Source organism: Eubacterium ruminantium, assembly GCF_900167085.1.
Taxonomy (GTDB): domain Bacteria; phylum Bacillota; class Clostridia; order Lachnospirales; family Lachnospiraceae; genus Eubacterium_Q; species Eubacterium_Q ruminantium.
The window spans coordinates 146,677-168,980 of sequence record NZ_FUXA01000005.1; the positions used below are offsets into that span (position 1 = coordinate 146,677).

Below are 22,304 nucleotides of genomic sequence, written 5' to 3' on the forward strand. Positions count from 1 at the left end.
CCCCTTTAAATAAATACTAATACTTATTATACCACAAATTTAGAAAACTTCTGAAACTCTTTCTTTCATTGAATCTTTGTAAATAATATAGCTGTTTATTACAGGAGTGCTGAAATCAAGAAGAGGAATCTCACGTAATTTTTTCTCACCGATATATGTTTCGGCCATGTGTTTAGGAAGAAATGTATAATTATTCTGTCCCACAAGGTAAGGCACGATCTTCATACAGTCATCTATTTCCAGTTCAAATTGATGGAATCTCGGAAAAAGATTTCTGATAAACTGACCGACGTCACGAAGGGCAAAATTACACATAAGATAATTGATTTCTGTTAGCTTTTCGGCAGTTATACCCTTTGCATATTTTTTATTGTTTCGATCTGTTACAAGAACGAGAGAATCCTGCTTATATAATTCTGAATGATAAGATAATTTTCTTAGTGGAATATAGGAGAATACCACATCAAGAAAATCACCCTGTAACTGCTCTATGAGATGATTTGAAAGACCGATGGAAATCCTGAGAGAATTATCGGGATTATTTTTTTTGTATTTGAGGATCAGAGAAGCAAGATGACCTTCGTAAATGGAGTCAGTACTTCCGATTCTCAGATTATTTTTATATTTCTTAACAGAGGACATTTCAGCCAGAGATTTTTCTGTGAGTGAGATTATCTTCTCGGCGTATTCTTTATAAATCTCTCCTTCAGGTGTAAGTTTAACGGTTCTGTTGGTGCGGTAGAAGAGAGTTGTTTTAAGTTCACGCTCCAGTTCCGTTATTCTGTTTGTTACTGTAGATTGCGCAACAAACATCTGATTTGCTGTCTTTGTAAAGCTCATATTATTAGCCAAAATCAAAAAGGTTTTTATCATTTCAATATCCATACGCACCTCATTATCGATAAAACGAATTAATGTTATTAAAATTATTTATTTTACACATAATACTACATATGTATATACTTGTACATATTTTTAGAGTCGTCGAGATTAGGAAGGATGTGTGATATGAAAAATATTGTATTAAGTAATAAGACATATAAGCTGGAACATGATCCATATATTTATAAGCTTCAGGATGTGGAGGAGCCGGAACTCTTCAGAGAGATGTTCCCATATACGGAGACTCCTAAGGTGGCATTTAATTATAGACGTGTTCCGGAGAATATGGCGGAAGATATTTTTATTACTGATACAACATTTCGAGATGGTCAGCAGTCAAGATCTCCATATACAACTGAACAGATGGTTCATCTCTATAAACTTCTTCACGAATTGGGCGGACCAAATGGCATGATCCGTCAGACCGAGTTCTTTGTTTATTCTGAAAAAGACAGAAAAGCTTTGGAAAAATGTATGGAGCTCGGATATAAGTTCCCTGAGATAACAACGTGGATAAGAGCTTCGAAGAAAGATTTTGAATTGGTAAAATCCATAGGTATAAAAGAAACGGGAATTCTCGTAAGCTGTTCGGATTATCATATATTCAATAAAATGGGATTAACCAGACAACAGGCACTTGATAAATATCTTGGGATAGTATCGGATTGCATCGAAGCCGGGCTTCGTCCAAGATGCCATTTTGAAGATATAACAAGGGCTGACTTTTACGGGTTTGTGGTGCCTTTTGCAAATAAGCTTATGGAATTATCTAGAGAAAGTAATGTTCCTGTAAAAATACGTGCCTGCGACACAATGGGCTACGGAGTTCCTTATCCGGGTGCGGCGCTTCCTAGAAGTGTATCGGGAATCATTTACGGACTTCAGCATTATTCGGATGTACCTTCTGAAATGATAGAGTGGCACGGACATAATGATTTCTATAAGGGAGTTGTAAATGCAACTACTGCCTGGATGTACGGAGCATCTTCAGTTAACTGTTCACTCCTCGGTATCGGAGAGCGTACCGGAAATGTACCTCTTGAAGCGATGGTATTTGAATATGCTTCGTTGAGGGGACATCTTAACGGAATGAATACTCAGGTTATTACAGAGATCGCTGAATATATGGAGAAAGAAACGGGATATAAGATACCGCCTATGACACCATTTGTCGGAGCTAATTTCAATCTGACGAGAGCCGGAATACATGCAGACGGAATGATGAAAGATCCTGAGATTTACAATATATTTGATACGGAAACTATCCTGAACCGTCCGCCTAAGGTGTCTATCACCAATACATCAGGCGTTGCCGGAATTGCATTCTGGGTAAATGATCATCGTAAACATCTTGGACTTCCTGAGCTTCCTAAGACCGATGAACTTGTAAAGAAAATGTATGAGTGGGTGAGCTCCGAGTATGAAAGCGGCAGGATCACAATGATAACCGACGAAGAATTGATCAAGAAATATGCGGAAATATCTGAATAAAATAGATAAGATTAAAAAACTCTTTGCCTAAATTAAGGCAGAGAGTTTTTTTTCTGCAATTAAAGATTTTTTAAGAAATGGAATGCTAATATCTATCCATAAGATGCTAAAAATGATTTAAAAGGTAAATATTCAGGCGAAAGTGAGGTAAAAGAAATGGCCGGAATTTGTTTGGAAGCACATGACTTATGTAAGTCATATATAGTTGATGGTTATAGTAATAATGTGCTTCAGAATATAAATCTTTGCATAGAGGATGGAGAGTTTGTCTCAATAATGGGTCCCAGTGGTTCCGGAAAATCCACACTTCTCTATACCATAAGCGGGATGGATAAAATGACGGCAGGAAGTGTGATCTTTGATGGCGATGATATTTCAAAAATGAAGGAAAGGGAACTGACGAAGCTAAGGCTCCTAAAGATGGGATTTGTCTTCCAGCAAATGTATATGATGAAGAAGTTATGCATCATGGATAATATTGTACTTCCGGGATACCAGGCAAAACTAAAATCCAGGGAAGAGGTCAATAAAAAGGCAGAAGAACTACTTAAAAGACTTGGTATTGCTGATACAGCTGATAGAGAGATAACAGAAGTGTCAGGTGGACAGCTTCAGAGAGCCTGTCTTGCAAGAGCACTTATAAACAGCCCGAAGGTCATTTTTGCAGATGAGCCTACAGGAGCGCTTAATTCCAAGGCTTCTAAGGAGGTTTTGGGAGAAATGATTAAGGCAAATGAAGCAGGAACTACTGTACTTATGGTAACGCATAGTGAGAAGGTAGCAGCTCTGTCTGACAGGATCATATATCTTCTGGACGGCGATATTCAGGGCGAACTTATTTTAGGTAAGATGAATGCTAAAAATGATGATTCATTATCGGAAACGGAACGTGTAATTTTACGTGAAAAGAAACTTAGAAAGTGGTTAGAAGGGCTGGGTTGGTAATATGTATCTAAGAATGTTAAAAAAGGATCTTAGAGATAAGATAGGTGTAAATATCGTTCTATGCCTATTCATGATCATATCCGCAACGGTTGTGATAATGAGTGTGGGATTTGTATATACATTCATTGCCGGAATAGATAGAACATATGATAAATGCAAAACTACAGACGGACTTTTTACTGTTTCACGAAGCGTATCGGACGAAGATAAAAATCGTAAAGTGATAGAGGATACGTTGAAATCTTATCCGGAAGTCAGTGATATATTCATTAATGATTCAATCCTGCTTGGAAATTCAAGAATGAATTTTGAAGGGATAGATAAGAGAAATGTTTCGGGACTTTATGAGAGATCATTTCTTGTATATAAAGTCAGTACGGAAAGAAATATTCCATATAATATGGACGATGATAGATTTACTCTGAGTGATGGATGCGTGGCTATTCCGCAGACGATGGCATCGAGCGCAGGCATTAAAGTCGGAACAAAATTTTTTCTCACAACAGACATGGGAAATACATATGAATTTATAGTATCTGAGATATATAAGGATCCAAGTACGGCGGCGCTTTATAAAATACTTTTTTCCGACGGGGATTTTGAAAGGATACTTGAAGAAAGTGGAAATGTCACCAATCTGTATGAGATTAATTATGATAGTGAAGCTTTAAAGCGTTCAGCAAGAGAGAATCTGATGGCCGAAATAAGAGACAGTCTGATGGCTCTAAGTAAGGACGGGAAGATTGACGGAAGCATAACTGATGTGATGATCGGTAAATCCAATACAGCAACAGATGAAGCTGCAATATCACTTATCATCAGTATATTTATGATGCTTATGGGAATCGCACTTATTCTTATCATTTTTATGTCCATAAGATTCAGTTTAAGTGCAACGGTAAAAAGAGAAGAAAAAGAGATAGGAACCATGAAAGCCATAGGGGTTGATTCCATTTCTTACAGAACGCTTTTTATCGTTAAATATATCGCATTTGGAATAATCGGATCGATAATAGGTTTATTTGTCGGAATTCCGATAAGTAAGAAAATGATAAGCAGATTTTTATTTAATACCGTTGGAATAGATGACGGACTTTTCGTTGCTTTGGGACTGATTGCAGGAATGATATTCATACTTATGATGGTGCTCTTTTCATTTGTGGCACTTAAAAGGATCAACCGCATTTCGGTTATGGATACCATTCATGGTGAAAACAGAGGTGAAAGATTCAGTAAAATACCGGGAATTCATTTTTATAAATCAAAGAAAATGAAATTGCCTTTTTTTCTGGCGTTGGAAGATATTATCAGGAAAATGAAGCGATATATCTATATCGTGATCAGTTATACTCTCGGCCTTACAATTCTTTTCACTATTTTCCAGCTTAAAGATACTCTTGTAAGTGATATCTACAGAAGAAAATACTGGGGTGTGGCTGACAGAGAAGTTTTCATAAGACCGGAAGAAAACCTCAGGTTGAAATTTATTGAGAAGACCGGAAGTTACAGGAATACGATTCTTTATTATGAAGAATATTACAATGAACATGGGATTCCGCTGGATATTCAGATCTTAGATATCCAGAATGGAAGTGTAATAGCTGATGATAAAAATATTGCTGTTGATATTTATCATGGAGATTATGATATCAAAAAACTTGAAATAGTAAATGGCGGAAAACTTCCTGAACTTCAAAATGAAATTGCTGTTTCACATTTTATGAAGGATGAATACGGAATAAAACTCGGAGACGTTATAACATTGGAATATAGAGTCTATAAAGAGGATGGTATTTCTGAAGAAGTAAAAAGGAAGGACTTTATAGTAACTGCTTACGTTGAAAGGCTGGGAACTGATAATTCACAGGTTTATATCAATAATACAGATGAAAATATGGTGCTTACCGGTGAATTTACCTTGTTCAATCAGGGGCTCAACTGCACTGATGACGAATATTATGACTATATTGAGAAAATGCGTGCTGTTAATAAAGATATCCTGATCTGGGATTATGACAGGCTCCTTGATTATGATATGGGAGATATGTACGGAACAATCCTGAACATGCTTGCTGTAATAACAGGCAGCATAGTCTTTCTTATGGTTTTTGCTATGACATTTTTATATCAGCAGATTTTTATCGAAGAGGAGACCTCTGATATAGCGATGCTGAAAAGTCTGGGAGTGGACGGAAAAGATATTAAAAAATGGCAATATATAAGGATCATGATACTTGTGGTTGTTGCTTCGTTTATGGCAATACTTTTGTCATTCACAGTTATGAGAATGCTGTTCAATATGATCGGAAAGGCAGCGCTCAATGTGGGACAATTCATGATCGTTACATCACCTGTAGGTTATTTAATACTTCTTCCAATGGGGCTTGCAGTTTTGGTAACCGTCATTTTATATATATCATTTAAACCGATAGACCGAATAAAGATATGGAAAGTAAGAGAAGAATAAAAGATATAAGAGGAAATAAGAGAAAATTAGAGGAATCATTTAAAATGAAGGGAAAGAATGTTTGTATGAAATATAAAAAGAGCGGAAATAAAATAAAAAAATGCCTCGCAAGTCTGATGATATTTTCTCTTGCCGCAACATCTGTCATGTCTCTCGGTGGTTGTGGAAAGAAGAAAAAAATAACAAATCCGAATGGCATGAAGAAAGTCGGATCTTTGAATGTTGAAGAAGAGGTAAATTACTCGGATGAAAGCACGAAAGAGAGACCTGGATTATGCATTTCTTCTGAAAATGAACTATGTAAAATTGATGTATATGATTCATATTATGATGTGACTCTGGATTATGAAAATGGGAGTCCTTCGGAGGTTGGAAAAGCGTATGCCGAAGCTATTCTGAAGGTAATGCCGGATTATGACAGTATGATGGAATCTGTATTATATGAAAACATCAAAAATTCATATGACGGAAGAAATGTAAATTATGATGATCTGAAAAAAAGAATCACTACTCTTATAGCAGCTATTCCGGATGAGTACAGAATTGAGATTGAAAGTTTTGCAAAGGCAATGTCAGATGGCGAAGAAGGTTATAGTGAAAATGGCAAGCTTAGTTATATTGAAATTCTGACTTTTCAGATCATACCTGATGCGCTTAGACCAACTGCCTGCAGCGCGTTATCACTATGGGGAAATAAAACCAAAACCGGTGAAAGGATAACGCTTCGAAATCTGGAATGGAATATGGGAAGTGAGGATCAGCTGACAAGAATTCATGCGGTTGTTCATATGAAGAAAGGCAAAGAATCGATCACATCCATAAATGTACTGGGACTTCTTGATATACTCACGGCTGTAAATGATGATGGCGTTATGATAGGTATTCTGGATGTTGGTTCCAAACTGCATTCGCCTTTCGTATATGAAGGTAAGAAATGCTATACATTCGAAGTGAGATATGCACTGGAGCATTTTAGTACAGCGAAGGAAGCAGGAGAATTTCTTGTTGGCGAAAGCGGGGATTTTACCTGGTGCAATAATCTTCTTGTTACAGATAAGAAAGATGCATTTTGCTGTGAAAATGCAACTGCTGAGGTGGCTGTTGACGGAAAAGCAAAATCAGTCCTTAGAAGTGAAGATACAGAAATTATGGAAGGACTTTCATGGGACAGTAAAGACAGTTTATGTATAGTGAATACATTTGCAAGTAAGGGAAATCAGGATAGATTTACCGGTGAGCCATTCAATATCAACAGATGGGTTAAGTATAATAAATGGGTGAGTGAGACGGATAAGTTTTCGGTTGCTGATGTAAAGGGGCTTATGGCACGAGAAGTAGTGGAACAGTATGAAGTCGATAATATTCATAATAGAGGAACTGTTCATACTGTAATTCTTGATTATGCGACATGTACTATACATGTTTCATTTACCAAAGGAAGTTATGCGGATGATGTGCCGAACTATATAGATGTAGGTACATATTAGATAGTATATATGATATAGTATAAGTATATTCTGAAGTGGATTTATTGTTTTATATTTATGAGGGTGAGAGATGACTGATATACTCATAATTGAAGATAATGAAGAGCTGGGAAAGCTGGTTTATGATTTTTTAAAGCGTGAAGGATATACAGTTGAATGGAGACAGAATGCGGAAGAGGGGCTTACATTCATGAAAAATGAAATATGTAAGCTGCTTCTTCTTGATGTCATGCTTCCCGGAATAGATGGATATGCCGCACTTCAGGAAATAAGGAGGACGGGAAAGCTTCCTGTGTTGATGATGAGTGCCCGTACAGATGATCAGAGTAAGATCTTAGGGCTTCAGGTCGGAGCGGATGATTATATTGAAAAGCCTTTTTCCATACAGGTTCTGGGACTTAAGATAAAGGCTCTTATGCGCCGTTCTTATGATATGACAGAGGGAAGACAGCTTCTCACCTACGGAAATATTACTGTTGATCTGGCGACGAGAACAGTTTATAAAGATGATAATAAAATAGATATAACCGGAAAAGAATATGATCTTCTGGAATATATGATGCATAATCCTAATCAGATAATCAGAAAAGAGAAGCTTTTCGACGAGGTCTGGGGTAAAGACTGTTTCAGCGAAGTTGGAAGTCTTAATGTGCACATAAGATGGCTTAGGGAAAAATTAGAAGATGATCCGAAGAATCCGAAGCTTATTCAGACGATTTGGAGAGTGGGATATAAATTTGGAGGCGCTGAGGTATGAAAAGATTAAAAAAACTTTATCTTATCATAGTGCTTCTTTTTGCTGTTCTAATCATTTTTTCAAATCTGATCCTGAATAAGATGATGAGAAAAAATGAAGACACATCAGTCATGCTTATGAATCAGGTGATTCATGATATAGAAGATATGTTGAAAATTTCCGGAAAAGATGATCCTGATTATGATTTATTAGAGGAAAACGGGGATTCTGATGATGACTCATTAGAGATAAGTGATACTGACAAGATGAAAAAGATCATAGATTCCTGCTATTACGAAAAGACAGATATCCTGAAAAAGAAGTTTGGAAAGAATAATCTTCCGGATAAGGTTTATTTCCTTGCTGCCGAGCCAAAAGAAGATGGAGTGGCGCTGATCAACAGAGAAAAAACCGATTCCAAAATATGGATATTGAAAAAAGACGGAATTAATGCAGGATTTATCATATTTTATTATAAAGAAAGAGATTTAAGTAAATACAGATTAATCTTAAATTTCTCACTTGGGATAGCGTTTATTTTTGCAGTAGGATGCTGCATTTATATTAATCGAAAAGTTATCAGACCTTTTAACAGACTTGCGGATTATCCTGAAAAGATTTCAAAAAATCAGAATATAGATAAACTTCCGGAGACAAAGAATCGTATGTTTGGTAAGTTTGTCTGGGGAATGAATATGCTGAATGACAGCCTGAACAGTGAAAGGAAGAGAGTAAACGATCTTAATAAGGAACAGCTTACTATGGTTACTACAATTGCTCATGGAATAAAAACACCGGTATCCAATATCAGGCTGTATTCCGATGCTATAGAGACGGGGCTTTATCAACCTGATGGAAAGCCGAATGAAAGCGATTTGGAAGTTGCTCAAAAGATCAGAAAGAATGCAGATGATATATCAGATCTTGTGAAGCAGCTTATTGATAAGGCTTCCGGTGGTGTGATCGATTTCGAGCCGAAGAAAAATGGATTTTATCTTAGTGAATTGAAGAATTATCTGGATGAAGAATACGGAAGAAGACTTGAAGTAATGAGGATTCCATATGAATTTTCATTGGAGAATGATGCAATCTTAAACAGTGATAAAGACGGAATATGCAGGATTTTATCACAGCTTATGGAAAATGCCATCAAATACGGAAATGGCGAAGGTATATTTGTCCATATAAATAAAGAAAGCGAATTATATAAGATATCAGTTAAGAATAAGGGTGAAGTTCTCAGTGAAAATGAGCTGCCATATATCTTCAATGGATTCTGGCGAGGATCAAATGCTGAAAAAACAGAAGGAAGCGGAATCGGACTTTTTGAAGCATATGAAATTGCAAAAAGACTCGATGGAGATATATATGTAAGAGCCAATGAAAAGAATAAGGAAATGGAGTTTATACTGGTGATCGAGAAGTAATAAATCTTACGAGTAGATTAAGTTTTAAAGGTTGTATAAAAAACAGATTCTATATCTTTATTGTGAAAAAAAACTGAGTGATATAATTAATGTGGGTGTTACTTTTTTGTAGTTGGTTGCAAAAGGAGAAAGGTATGTGAATAGTTTTAAGGGGTTAAATGGGTCAAAAGGCATGAAAAACCTTGAAAATACGTATAAAACATGATAACATGAGACCTGTCGAATAGCTAGGTGAGTAAAAAACTTTATAGTCGATTTAATAAATGAAATCAAGCTTCCGGAAGATTCGATTGAATCTTCCGTTTTTTATTTTTGGAGGTAAAAGATGGCTTTTTCAAATGAGGAACTGGAAAGATATTCACGCCATCTTATTTTGAAAGAAATAGGATATAAAGGGCAAAAGAAACTCGCGGAAGCAAAGGTACTGATCATTGGCGCAGGTGGACTTGGTGCTCCGGCCGCTATGTATCTTGCGGCAGCGGGAGTTGGAACGATAGGTATAGTGGATGCTGATGTGGTGGATCTGTCCAATCTGCAAAGACAGATTATTCATACAACCAAAGATATAGGAAGGTCGAAGGTTGAATCTGCTGCTGAGTCTATTTCAGCTATTAATCCAAGTATAAATGTCCGAACATATAATACTCGCATTTACAGCGAAAATATTTTAAAAATAATAGAAGATTATGATTTTATACTCGACGGTACTGATAATTTCCCGACTAAATTTTTAATAAATGATGCCTGTGTTATGGTAAATAAACCATTTTCTCATGCAGGTATACTTCGTTTTAACGGTCAGGTCATGACTGTTATTCCTCACGAAAGTCCATGTTATCGCTGTGTGTTTGAAAATCCACCTAAAAAAGGTGAAGTTCCTTCCTGCAGTGAAGCCGGTGTAATAGGCGCAATGGCAGGGGTGATAGGATCGATACAAGCCCTTGAAGCGATAAAATATATAACAGGAACAGGTGAATTATTAACAGGTAAAATGCTTACATTTGATGCATTAACCATGAATTTCAGGACAGTTCCGATTAAAAACAGAAGAAGTGATTGCCAGATATGTTCTGATCATCCGACGATACATAAGTTGATCGATTATGAACAGCCGGTTTGTGAAATACCTTCCGGAGAAGTACTTAGGGAGAATAAAGGTAATGAATAATCAGGATAGTTATAAACATATTTCAGCTGAAGAATTTTCTAAACTTGATCATAGCAGCGTCACACTAGTTGACCTTAGAGAGCCTGATGAAGTATTGGTAAGCGGTATCGAAGGAGCAATAAATCTTCCTTTTTCCAAGGTTTTTGGGGAGATAGATACCATCCCGAAGGATAAACCGGTAATCATATTCTGTCGTGTAGGTGACTGGAGCAAAGAGGTAGCTGAGATACTTGCAGATAGAGAATATGATGCATATTCACTTGATGGCGGATTTAATGCGTATAGAGAATTTTTAAAAGAAAATAAAAAGGATGTCAGTAGTGATCCTAAAGTAGGAAATGCAGAAATAACCGGTGCAGGCAGCAGTAACTCGAATACGGAAAGTGCTAATGCAAAGACACCTGTTCTGATAGATGCAAAAGGGATGAAATGTCCCGGACCTATAGTTAAAGTTGCTGATTATTTAAAAGATAAGCAGGTTGGTGAAACTGTAGTGGTGGAAGCAACTGAGGATGCTTTCGGTTCGGATATAAAGGTTTGGTGCGACAGAACAGGAAATCATCTGGATCAGTTGATCATAAAAGATAATTTTATAAGTGCAACTATTACAAAGGCTGAGAAGAAAGAATCAGCTTCTGTACAGGAAAAGCATGATAAGACTTTTGTAGTTTTTTCAGGTGATCTTGATAAAACTATTGCTGCATTTATCATCGCAAACGGAGCAGCGGCGATGGGAAGAAAAGTTACCATGTTCTTCACTTTCTGGGGGCTTAATATCTTAAGAAACCCAAAGAAGATTAAAGTGAAAAAGAAATTTGTTGAAAAAATGTTTTCAATAATGATGCCGAGAGGAACAAAAAAACTGGGCCTTTCGAGAATGAATATGGGCGGTGCGGGTTCAAAAATGATCCGCGCGGTAATGAAGCAAAAAGGGATCAGCTCTCTGGAAGAATTAGTTGAGAGCGCAAAGGCACATGGTGTAAGAATAGTTGCCTGCCAGATGTCTATGGACATTATGGGAATCCGTAAGGAAGAGCTTATAGACGGAGTTGAGCTTGGGGGAGTTGCAACTTTCATCGGATCCGGGGAAGAATCCGATATGAGTTTATTTATTTAATTAAGAAAAATAATGCTGGAATAATGTTGCATTTTGATAGATAATTACTAGTATAGCTGTCTCAAAATAACTCGACTTATGCGCCGAATGTTTGCTAAGAACAGCTATACCAGTGTTAGGGTTAAAGTATTTTTAAGGGGTTATCATGATTGAATCAGCATTTAGACAAATGTCTCTTGAAGAGATGAATATTGAAGAGATCGAAAATATTAAAATGATCCATATCTATGATCTGGCAGGGGCAGCAACACTCGAAAGAAAATACGGAGTGACAGCAGTCCTTGTTAATTTTGGTGACAATAAGCAGTTAAATTATACTGAGAATGATCACTGTTTTAATGTTTTCGTTAATAAATTGTTTGAAGCTTACAATAATTCGCCGAATAAATTGCTTATCAGCATGGATGATGACACCAGGAAGATAATGGAAGCAGGTAAAGTTCCAAGGCATGAAGGAATTTTAGGAAAATATTATGACGCGAAGAAACAGGAAATGCCGGCTATTGTAAATGCTTCAACATTAAGCAAACGTTTTGAGCCGCTTATTGAGTATATTCTCCTGGGCCTTTATAAAACAATGGGTTTAGAGGCAGATTTGATAGAGAAAAGAACCGGATGGCGCGGTGCGGGAAGACTCAGTATCCATGTTGGTAATCAAACAAAAATGACGTATTATAGAGTGTTTGAGATAGATAACAATGCTTTTTTGATAAAGCTGAACGGATGCTTTTCACAAAATGGCGATATGGTCATAAATATAATCTTTTACGATGATATGTTCTCTATTTCATATAAATCCGATGCGGCGGCGATAGAAGGAAGCAGTTCTTTTAGGTTTAGTAAGGACAGCGTTAGAGAAATGCATCAGATCAAAAAAAACGGCAAGCAGCTTTTCTATGATGTAAATACATATGCGAATACATTTAAAGAAGAGGATAAGTTAGAAGATTGTCTGTCGGTATCATCACTGAAATTACTTCCGGAGGGAATTAAGCCTTGCGCGGTTTACAGTCTTCCTATGGGACTTGATTATATTCTTTATGATTCTGTATTTAATGAGGAAGATGTGGAAGTAGAAACTTTCTGTGGAGCATTTTTGTGGCAGCAGGCGTCGCTGGCGGATTTAAGAGGCTGGTCTGTTATAAAGAGTGAAAAGTTAGGCATAGCTCTTAAAAATGAAGCTTTCTGGATTATTAATCTTACGGATAACAGAGAATTTATTCAAAGTTCATTTCTGAGGGGCACCGGAAGCAGATATAAGGAAGAACTGGAAGGAAAATATATAATAAAAGATAGAAAGAGTGTGTAGGTTATGGGGATTTTTTCAATACTTGACAGAGATGAAGATTCAGAAATCATAAATGAAACAGAGCGAATACTCCGCAATCATTACAGTGCGGGGGCTAATGAAGTATTAACTAAATACTTGTATTTTAAGGGCAATCCAAGAAGCAGAGTAGTCGAGCCATTTGTTTTATATGCATCAGCTATAAAGGCGCTTATACTTGAATCTGGAGTTTTTCCTGAAAGATATATGGAATATTTAACATATATAGAAAATGTATATAATGCTATGTTTCCATATAAGGAACATACTCCGGATTTCGAAAATCTCAGTACCATCTTTTTGGAAATGATTCATAAAGACGGTATTATCGCAAAGAAGAGATTTAATACAGCCATGTATGATCTTTTCAGTGATAAATTCAATTACATGAAGTGGAATAAAAATCTTCTGGATACTGCTATAGATGGTTCGGTAAATAGTTTTATTCAACAATATGCAATTGAAGCAAGAGCATATTTTATAGATGAGGATTGCTTTGTATCGAATTTGATCGATGTAACAAAAAAGATACAGACATCCGGCGATATGCAGGCGGTATTGGATGAGGAAACCGAAAAGCTTCATCGAATGGCCGGAATATATGATGTTAATGAAGCAGTCCTTTTGGATGCTGTAAATAAGATCAAAATGGCCAATACCATGCACGAGAAGATAGTTGAGCTCGTGAAGATCGTAGATGAAAGAGTAAATATTCTGGATTCTATGTCAAGTAATGCAATAAATAACGTTAAGAGTCTTTGCGATGACGAAGTCAGTAAAGCCAAATATGAGCTTAGTATCATAAATGAAAAGTTACAGCAGGCTTATGATTCCTGCGTAAATGAACAAAAGCGTGCAATTCTTTATGATAAAAAGAAGATGGTTGATGAAGTCTTTCAAGAGGCGGAAGAGAAACTCATGTCTCTTAAAAGGGCGGCTGAAAAGACTGTCAATACCGTGAAACTCGAAATGCCTGAAGGAATTACCAAGATGGAACTTGGTGGATCTGATAGTAATGCTGAGATCAAAGTTTCAGCACCTATTCCGGGTGGTCAGATCATTGCAGGTGGAAATAGTGGTGCTACAAATGCTGCAGGTTTGGTTTCATATGACGAATATGCAAAGATTTATGAGACGCAGACAATCATAAAGGATGATGATGTTGAGATTCCGGCAATAAATCCTTTACTTGATGATTCAATAAGCTTCTCAGAGAGATTTGAGAAGGCGATGGAAAAGAAGACGTATATGATCGCCACAGGAGAACATTTCCATAAAATGTTTGATGATGTTCTGATAGCTGTTATGGAAAATTCAAATCCATATCTCATCGGACCTTCAGGATGCGGAAAGACGTATATGGTTTCCCAGATAGCAAGAATCCTTGATATGGACTTTATTGATATAGGATATATCAATGAAGAATATGATATTCTAGGATTCAGAACAGCTAACGGAGGATACAGCAGACCGAATTTCTATAGATGCTACAAGTATGGAAAAATTGCTTTCTGTGATGAGCTTGATAATGGTAACAGCAGAGCGACAGTTAAGCTTAATTCATTTTTGTCTAATCTTAAAAATGCAAGTTATAATTTCCCTAATGGCGAATGTGTAATGCGTCATCCGAATTTCAGAATGATCGGTGCAGGAAATACTGACGGAAATGGTGCTGACAGTAACTATAATTCCAGAGAAAAGATTGAAGAGTCGGTTCAGCAGAGACTTACTCCGATATATATAGGTTATGATAATGAGGTTGAGAAGAAGATCCTCAGCAATTATCCGGATTGGTATTCATTCATTGTACTTTTCAGGTCGGCAACCGATGAATGGGGAAAGAAAAATTACGGAGATGCGCCTGGTATCATAACAACAAGAGATGCTACACGCATTAAGAGATATAAAGATAATAACAGTTTTGATATGTCAAGGATCCTTGAGTATGAATTTATTCAGACAAAGGATATTACATATCTGGCATTTATCAAGGAGTATATAAGAAACAGAATTGAACAGAACTTAAATGCCAAGGCAATTTTTGACGAATTTTCAAAGATGATCGATTCAAGAAGGGGTTAATATATGAATGGAACAGGGGTGAGCCCTGAAGAATGCAGATTTCTTGAAATATCGGGAAGTAAGAATTTAAGACAATTTAAAATGAGTTTTAATTCTATAGGAGAAGTACAGACTTTTCTTATGGCTGATCCCGATATCAATACGAATATTTTTTATGAGCAAAAAAGCAGGACGGCAAGCGAAAGCTTTGCAGGTGCGCCGCTGGAGGATGCAATAAATTATTGTATAGGCGGATACAGCGATAGATATGACCAGTTTCTGAGTCTGTCAAAGCAGCTTGAAGCGGTGAATAAGAAAAATGTCAAAGTCCGTAAGACGATTACATCATTTGTGGGACAGAGACCTAATGTGCCTGCTTATATTGCTGAAGCTCCCAAGAATATGTACAGGCTCGAAAGAACTGAAGAGAAGAAGCTGAAAAGGATATGGATGAAGGTTACATATGAAGCCACTACAAACGAGGATCAGATTCTGAACAGAGGAATCATAGCGTTGAACCTTATAAAGCTTCTTGAAATGAATAACTATATGGTTGACTTCAGACTTTTTGAGTTATGCAGTTTCGAGAGAGAGCTGTTCAGATGTGAGATTGAATTAAAAAAGCCGGGGCAGATGCTGTATCCAAGGCTTTGTTATTATCCTATGTGCGGAAAAGCCTTCGTTAGAAGGATACTTTGCAGGATAAAGGAATCCATGCCGTTTGAATGCGGTTGGGGAATGGGATACGGAGTTGTGTTAAATGAAGAGCACACTCGAAGGATAATGGAGATCAAGGACAGCGATATCTATATCGGATCTCCAAGTGAGATGAATATAACAGGTGAAAATATTTATACAGATGCGGATACCTTTTTAAAGAAATTAAATCTTGATGGTAAGATAAGGGTACCGGCATACTCGGATGGGGGTATAACAAATGGCTGATTTAGATTTATTTAGAGGATTATCTGTTAATTCAGAATTATATATGAATGACGAAGATAAGGCTATGCTTCAGTCAAATAAGGAACTTCTGGATATCAGTAAGGCAAACAGTATCACTATTTACGGAGCGGATATTCAGAAGAAGATGGCCGATTTATCTGAGATGATGATCAAAAGCATTGGAGAGACAAATGTTGATGAGATCGGTGAAGTGATCGATAAGACTGTGGAATATCTGGAAAAAACAGATGACAATGAAGAAGATAAGGAAAAAAGTTTTCTTCCTTGGAAGAAAAAATCAAAGACTCTTACTCTTCAGAACAGATATGATATTATCTCTCAGAATGTGGAAAAGATTGAACGTTCGCTGGAAGACCATCAGATACGTCTTATGAAAGATACAGCTATGCTTGATCAGATATATAGAATGAATCAGGAATACTTTAAGCAGGTAGATCTTAAGATCGAAGCTGCTAAAAATAAACTTGCTTCGATCAAAGCAGGTGAATATCCAAGTGAATGTGCGGATATTATTCCTGATATCATAGATAGATTGGAGCGAAAGATAATTGAACTTGAAACAACAAAGACAATATCTCTTCAGCAGGCTCCGCAGATAAGAATGCTTCAGGCAAATGCAGTAGCAATGGCAGATAAGCTTCAGTCAACGCTTTATACTGTTATTCCGCTTTGGAAGAATCAGATAGTTATTGCATTCGGAACAGAACATACAAGGGCTGCGATCGCTGCAGATAAAAAACTGACAGATATGTCGAATCAGCTTCTTATCAAAAATGCTCAAAATTTGAAAATGCTTACAATAGAAACACAAAGAGCAAGAGATGATAATAATATAGATCCTAAGGCCTTAGGCGAAGCAAATAAGATCCTTATAGAAAGTCTTGATGATATATCAAGAATACAGCAGGAAGGAAAACTTAAGCGTTATCAAGCAGAACAGGAACTTACCAAAATTGATGCTGAAATGAAGGGAAGACTTTTACTTGCTTCAAACAATTCGAGTCTGTGACCTTTCCTTTCACTCATTTCCCGGCTTTGGAAATAATGCATATAGTCACATTATAAATGGTCAAATGCATCAAAAGCCGTTCCAATTTATAAGCAGGTAGTATATAAATAAATACAGGTCATCCGTCACATAGATTCTTTGTGTGTGGACAGCATACTGTACGTAAAATTTTCCGCTCTCGCTTATGAAGAAGTCTGCCTCTCTTTTTGAAGCAATAGTCAGCAGATCCTCACCTATTTCATCCCGGAATTCTTTCGGATCTTTCATTCTTTTATTAGGATAAAATCCTACATAGCAATCATCATCTGATCTAGGAATCCATATCTTATATTTACCGGTAGGGATCACCTCAAAGAATTTCTTTGCTGCAGGGAAAAACGAAAAACCAAGTTCCCTGTATTTATCTTCAATAGGCGCAGTATCAATGATCTTATCAGGATTCCAACCGTGTCTTTCAAGACTGGTAAATATCCTGTCGTTTCGTATCGGAACGACCTCTTTTTCACCACTGAGAATACTCTCAACTATCTTTTTATACTCTGTGCCGAGGTATGTTCCGTCATCAAGATAAAACTCACCGTTCTCATTGATGAGTATGAATCTAAAAAAACCTTTCTTTAAGTAAACAGAAGCAGCAGGCAGATATTTTATGCCGCTATCTTTTACAAGTTTACGAACCACCTCTTCAAGACGTATTCCGTTAAGGTAACGATATGCTTCATCATATAAATTACGACCACATACCACGCTATTGTGATCCCTTGAATACTCTATATAATGATACGTCTTATAAAATTGCATTGCCGCATCAAAAACAGGGATATCATTAAAACGCTTCTCTAATCTTTTACAAAATGATTCAAAAAATTTATCATAATGTGGACTGTGTCTATACTGATCATCTATTAAAATACTCATTTCTGAACTTTTCGAATTTAGTTCATCGATAAGACGCTTGTCTAACCCTTTTGCCCGATACTCCAGTCTGACCATCACATCCTTTATGTAGTAACATAAACCATTATCCTCTATTACCCTTGCCATAGCAATAATAGTGTCTCCATCATACATGGAAACACTAAAAAGAGTATTCCAAATTGCAAGTCTTGCCTGCTCTATGGTTAACGGCTGTCCTTTTGCCGATTCCCACAAAAGACGGAACTCTTCTGCGCTGAGCGCATTATATCTTATTTCATAATCATGCACATGTTTCATACTATCTGCCTCTTTAACATCTAATGCATCACGTATATTCTGTGTATCGATCTCTTTATCAGCCACCAAGCTCAAGCATTTTATCAAGAGGTTTTTTGGCTGCAAGTCTTGTCTCTTCATCCATTATGATCTCTTCACACTCGCCGTATTTAACCATGTTATAAACATCGGCAAGAGTTGTAAGTTTCATATTTCTGCAGACACATTCTTTAGAAAGTTCATAGAATCTCTTATCAAGACATTCCATCTGAAGATGCTGAACGATACTGTTTTCAGTACCGATTATGAATTCTTTTGCATCGCTCTTCTTTGCAAAATCCATAATACCTGTCGTACTTCCGACATAATCAGCAAGATCTACAACTTCCTTTCTGCATTCAGGATGAACAAGAAGGAGAGCATCAGGATGAATTGCTTTAAGTCGTTCTACATTTGTCTTACTGATCAGTGCATGTGTTGGGCATCCACCCTGCATAAGTTTAATATTCTTATCAGGACACTTTTCTCTGATCCATCCGCCTAAATTCATATCAGGGATGAATAAGATATCTTTATTCTCGATATTATTTACTATCTGAAGGGCTGAAGAAGATGTTACGCATACATCACAAACTGTTTTAAGGTCAGCAGTTGTATTGATATATGCAACAACAGTTGTATCAGGATTTTTCTTCTTAAATTCCTCGATGACCTTCTTGCCGATCTGCTCAGCCATTGGGCATCCTGCATCTGAATGTGACAGATAAACTCTCTTCTCAGGAGAAAGTATCTTACATGTCTCTGCCATAAATCTTACGCCACACATAAGTACATTTTTTTGAGGTGCAGCTGCAGCCTGCTTACTGAGTCCGTAGCTGTCGCCAACGAAGTCGGCAACTTCCCAGATATCATGTCCGACATATGCATGTACCAATATACATATATCTTTTTCTTTCTTTAATCGGATGATCTCATCCTGCATTTCACGAATAGTCATATATAATCCTCAATCTAAAACTAAATTATTTATCTTCCTTTTTCCAAAAATCAACCGGTTCGTAATCCTGAAGCTTTGCCAGAAAACCATGTTTTTCAAGCTGGTCATAGATAGCATCAAGTTCTTCTTCAGTGTCAGCGGAAACTGTATGATAGTGATATCCGCTGGTAGCAGTAGATAAGAGATGGGATTTGCCGGTTCTTATCTGCTCCATAAATTCTGCTACGTCTTTTCTGGATCGAACATTCATTTCGGCTCTTACAACATTGTAGACTTTATGGTAGATAAAAATATCTTCGATATGTCCACCGTAGTCAACAATGAGGTTGAGTTCCTCCTCACATTTTTCAGGCTGATGGAAGAGTTTATAAACTCTTCTTGGGCGGTCATCCTCTTCAAGAAGGTACCCCTTAGTAGTTGAAATGATGTTAGAACCGCTCTTCCTGAGGAGAGCTATATCCTGAACGATGATCTGGCGGCTGACACCAAGTATTTTAGCCAGGTCGGTGCCGGAAACGGCCGTATGATTGTTAAGACTTTTTATTAATTTTTCTCTTCTTTCCTCTCCGGTCATTGTCTTACCTCTCAGTCAGTTTGTGGTTGCAATTCATGTATCATCATTAGAAACTTATAATGAGCTGGTGGAAAATGCTCAGTCTTCATCTACCGGATGAAGATTCTTGAGTGAGATATCAAGGATAGGTGCTGAATGTGTGAGAGCACCGCTGCTGATAAAATCAACTCCAAGATCAACAAGTCTTGCTATATTTTCTCTTGTTACATTTCCTGATACTTCAACTTCAGCTTTTCCGTCGATGATATTCATAGCTTCCTGCATATCTTCATGAGACATGTTATCAAGCATGATGATATCAGCTTTTGCTTCAACGGCTTCGCGTACCATATCAAGGTTTTCGACTTCAACTTCAATCTTTCTTACAAATGGAGCATATTCCTTAGCCATTGTGATAGCTTCTTTAACTCCGCCGGCTGCACCGATATGATTATCTTTAAGAAGAACTCCGTCAGAAAGATTGTATCTATGATTATTTCCGCCGCCTACTCTAACAGAGTACTTTTCAAATATACGGTTGTTTGGAGTAGTCTTACGTGTATCGAGAAGTTTTGTCTTTGATCCTTCAAGAAGGGCAGCAACCGAATGAGTATATGTTGCTATACCTGACATTCTCTGAAGGTAGTTAAGAGCTGTTCTTTCTCCGCAAAGGAGTGCTCTGATATCGCCATAAACTTCACCCATAAGAAGTCCCTTTGTAACAGCATCGCCGTCTTTAACATAGAAGACAACTCTTGCAGTTTCATCAAGTAATTTGAAAACTCTTTCAAAAACCTGAAGTCCGCAGATGATACCATCTTCTTTAGCTATAAGGTCAACTTTTCCTTCCTTTGGGAGAGGCATAACTGAATTTGTGGAAACATCTTCACTGGAGATGTCTTCTCTTAAAGCGCTTTCGATAAGCGGATCAACATTTAATTTTAATGTAACTGGATCAAACATTTCTATTTTCCTTCCTTCTTTGCTTTTGCATTTTCTTTTTCTATTTTTATCTTTTCATATTCTTCGTCATTCTTAAAACCGCTTACTGCTTTATCGGCTTTCTGAATCTCTTCTCTTACAAGACGACGGTACTTCTCTGTAATGGCATCATCGTCTTCATATATATTGAGATCAACAGATGAAAAGATTTTTTCTCTAAATGATTCCTCATCATTTATTCCGGTATTAAGATTGATGCTTCCGTAATCACCTTCGATATATGATTTGGTGATATCAAGCGCCGCTCTCTGAGCGAATACCATACTCTCAAGGAGAGAATTACTTGCAAGTCGGTTACGACCATGTACACCGTTGCAGGCTGTTTCACCTACGGCATATAATCTGTCCATGCTGGTCTTTGATTCGTGATCGACTTTGATTCCGCCCATAAAATAATGCTGTGCCGGAACAACCGGAATGCATTCATTTGAAGGATCGAATCCCATCTTGCGACAGTGCTTAACGATATTAGGGAAATGAAGTTTTTGCTCTTCGGAATCGATAGGTCTCATATCCTCCCAGACATGCTGTGTTCCGTCCTTTGCCATCTGCTCATTTATGGCAGCTGTCAGAAGGTCTCTCGGAATGAGCTCGTCAACGAATCTGTTCATATCCTTATCATAGAGTTTTGCGCCTTCGCCTCGTACTGATTCAGAGATAAGGAAACTTCTTTCCTCTTCACGATCCGTATAGAATGTAGTCGGATGTATCTGAACATAATTAATATCCTGAAGCTTGACATTATGCATAATGGCGATAGCGAGAGAGTCACCTGTAAGATGACGGTAATTGGTTGAGTGACGATATAATCCTCCGATACCTCCGGTAGCAAGGATGGTTACATCAGCTTCAACTTTCTCAAGTGTATTATTATCGAAACCTGCTTCTTCCCAGGTTAATTCTTTGCCGCCTCTTGTTATGACTGTTTCGTCTGATTTACGTATAACAGCGCCGTAGCATACATTGTCTTTCTCGATGATATCAATGAGTTTTGTATATTCAACAAGGGTAACATTCTTCATCTTCTTAACCGCTGCAAGAAGATGACTGGTTATCTCTTTTCCGGTTACATCTTTATGGTAAACGATTCTTTCAGCACTGTGTCCACCCTCTCTTGTATAGTCAAGAGTACCATCGGGATTCTTGGCAAATCGTGCACCAACGGAAATAAGATCTTTTAAAACGGTCTGAGAAGACCTTATCATGATCTCAACTGATACAGGATCATTTTCATAATGACCTGCTTTCATTGTATCCTCAAAATAACTATCGAAATCCGATTCGTCTTTTAATACACACATTCCGCCCTGGGCAAGAAATGAATCGTTCGTCTCGAGATTTCTCTTGGTTATCATAAGTATCTGTTTGTCTTTTGGAAGATTAAATGCAGCATATAAAGCTGAGCATCCGCTTCCGGCTATAATAATATCTGTTTTCATAGGCCAACACCTCTGACTGTATTTCTCTTTTGATAT

Annotated in this window: 18 protein-coding genes; 12 read left to right on the forward strand and 6 right to left on the reverse strand. The window is 37.2% G+C overall.

The window, feature by feature from the left end:
• Positions 1-39: 39 nt before the first annotated feature.
• Positions 40-885 (reverse strand): LysR family transcriptional regulator, encoded by an 846-nt coding sequence (locus tag B5D25_RS03475; protein WP_078786441.1) that lies wholly within the window; start codon positions 883-885, stop codon positions 40-42.
• 123 nt (positions 886-1,008) lie between these two features.
• On the opposite strand from B5D25_RS03475, the gene B5D25_RS03480 reads away from it, so the two are divergent.
• The 12 genes from B5D25_RS03480 to B5D25_RS03535 all read left to right on the forward strand — a co-directional run bounded on the left by B5D25_RS03480 (position 1,009) and on the right by B5D25_RS03535 (position 17,083).
• Positions 1,009-2,373 (forward strand): 2-isopropylmalate synthase, encoded by a 1,365-nt coding sequence (locus B5D25_RS03480; RefSeq protein ID WP_078786443.1) that lies wholly within the window; start codon positions 1,009-1,011, stop codon positions 2,371-2,373.
• A 156-nt stretch (positions 2,374-2,529) separates the two neighbouring features.
• Positions 2,530-3,318 carry an ABC transporter ATP-binding protein gene (locus tag B5D25_RS03485; RefSeq protein WP_090168537.1) on the forward strand — a complete coding sequence of 263 codons (789 nt, stop codon included), beginning with the start codon at positions 2,530-2,532 and terminating at the stop codon, positions 3,316-3,318.
• A gap of 1 nt (position 3,319) precedes the next feature.
• Positions 3,320-5,785 (forward strand): ABC transporter permease, encoded by a 2,466-nt coding sequence (locus B5D25_RS03490; protein WP_078786445.1) that lies wholly within the window; start codon positions 3,320-3,322, stop codon positions 5,783-5,785.
• Positions 5,764-7,272 (forward strand): C45 family autoproteolytic acyltransferase/hydrolase, encoded by a 1,509-nt coding sequence (locus B5D25_RS03495; RefSeq protein WP_078786446.1) that lies wholly within the window; start codon positions 5,764-5,766, stop codon positions 7,270-7,272. The genes B5D25_RS03490 and B5D25_RS03495 overlap by 22 nt, the downstream gene beginning before the upstream one ends.
• Before the next feature lie 70 nt (positions 7,273-7,342).
• A complete protein-coding gene (locus B5D25_RS03500) occupies positions 7,343-8,029 on the forward strand; it encodes a response regulator transcription factor (protein ID WP_078786448.1) in 687 nt (228 codons plus the stop codon).
• Entirely contained in the window at positions 8,026-9,435 is a 1,410-nt protein-coding gene (locus B5D25_RS03505; protein WP_078786450.1) for a HAMP domain-containing sensor histidine kinase, read from the forward strand. The genes B5D25_RS03500 and B5D25_RS03505 overlap by 4 nt, the downstream gene beginning before the upstream one ends.
• Positions 9,436-9,760: 325 nt before the next feature.
• A complete protein-coding gene (gene thiF, locus B5D25_RS03510; protein WP_078786452.1) occupies positions 9,761-10,603 on the forward strand; it encodes a thiazole biosynthesis adenylyltransferase ThiF in 843 nt (280 codons plus the stop codon).
• Entirely contained in the window at positions 10,596-11,720 is a 1,125-nt protein-coding gene (locus tag B5D25_RS03515; RefSeq protein WP_159444069.1) for a DsrE/DsrF/DrsH-like family protein, read from the forward strand. Before thiF ends, B5D25_RS03515 begins: the two co-directional genes overlap by 8 nt.
• Before the next feature lie 145 nt (positions 11,721-11,865).
• Positions 11,866-13,029: a hypothetical protein gene (locus tag B5D25_RS03520; protein ID WP_078786455.1), complete on the forward strand. Its 1,164-nt coding sequence runs from the start codon at positions 11,866-11,868 to the stop codon at positions 13,027-13,029.
• A 3-nt stretch (positions 13,030-13,032) separates the two neighbouring features.
• Positions 13,033-15,129, forward strand: a complete 2,097-nt coding sequence (locus tag B5D25_RS03525; RefSeq protein WP_078786456.1) for an AAA family ATPase — start codon at positions 13,033-13,035, stop codon at positions 15,127-15,129.
• 3 nt (positions 15,130-15,132) lie between these two features.
• Positions 15,133-16,053: a DUF7192 family protein gene (locus B5D25_RS03530; protein WP_078786457.1), complete on the forward strand. Its 921-nt coding sequence runs from the start codon at positions 15,133-15,135 to the stop codon at positions 16,051-16,053.
• Positions 16,046-17,083: a toxic anion resistance protein gene (locus B5D25_RS03535; protein ID WP_078786458.1), complete on the forward strand. Its 1,038-nt coding sequence runs from the start codon at positions 16,046-16,048 to the stop codon at positions 17,081-17,083. Before B5D25_RS03530 ends, B5D25_RS03535 begins: the two co-directional genes overlap by 8 nt.
• A 69-nt stretch (positions 17,084-17,152) precedes the next feature.
• On the opposite strand, the gene B5D25_RS03540 is transcribed toward B5D25_RS03535, so the two are convergent.
• From B5D25_RS03540 to B5D25_RS03560, 5 genes are all read right to left on the reverse strand, one after another.
• Positions 17,153-18,364, reverse strand: a complete 1,212-nt coding sequence (locus tag B5D25_RS03540) for an SUKH-3 domain-containing protein (protein ID WP_090168534.1) — start codon at positions 18,362-18,364, stop codon at positions 17,153-17,155.
• Positions 18,357-19,274, reverse strand: coding sequence for a quinolinate synthase NadA (nadA, locus tag B5D25_RS03545; RefSeq protein WP_078786460.1), 918 nt, complete (start codon positions 19,272-19,274; stop codon positions 18,357-18,359). Before nadA ends, B5D25_RS03540 begins: the two co-directional genes overlap by 8 nt.
• Before the next feature lie 25 nt (positions 19,275-19,299).
• Positions 19,300-19,848, reverse strand: a complete 549-nt coding sequence (locus B5D25_RS03550) for a transcription repressor NadR (protein ID WP_078786461.1) — start codon at positions 19,846-19,848, stop codon at positions 19,300-19,302.
• Positions 19,849-19,926: 78 nt separating this feature from the next.
• Positions 19,927-20,790 (reverse strand): carboxylating nicotinate-nucleotide diphosphorylase, encoded by an 864-nt coding sequence (gene nadC, locus B5D25_RS03555; RefSeq protein WP_078786462.1) that lies wholly within the window; start codon positions 20,788-20,790, stop codon positions 19,927-19,929.
• 2 nt (positions 20,791-20,792) lie between these two features.
• Positions 20,793-22,268 (reverse strand): FAD-binding protein, encoded by a 1,476-nt coding sequence (locus B5D25_RS03560; protein ID WP_078786463.1) that lies wholly within the window; start codon positions 22,266-22,268, stop codon positions 20,793-20,795.
• Positions 22,269-22,304 lie beyond the last annotated feature (36 nt).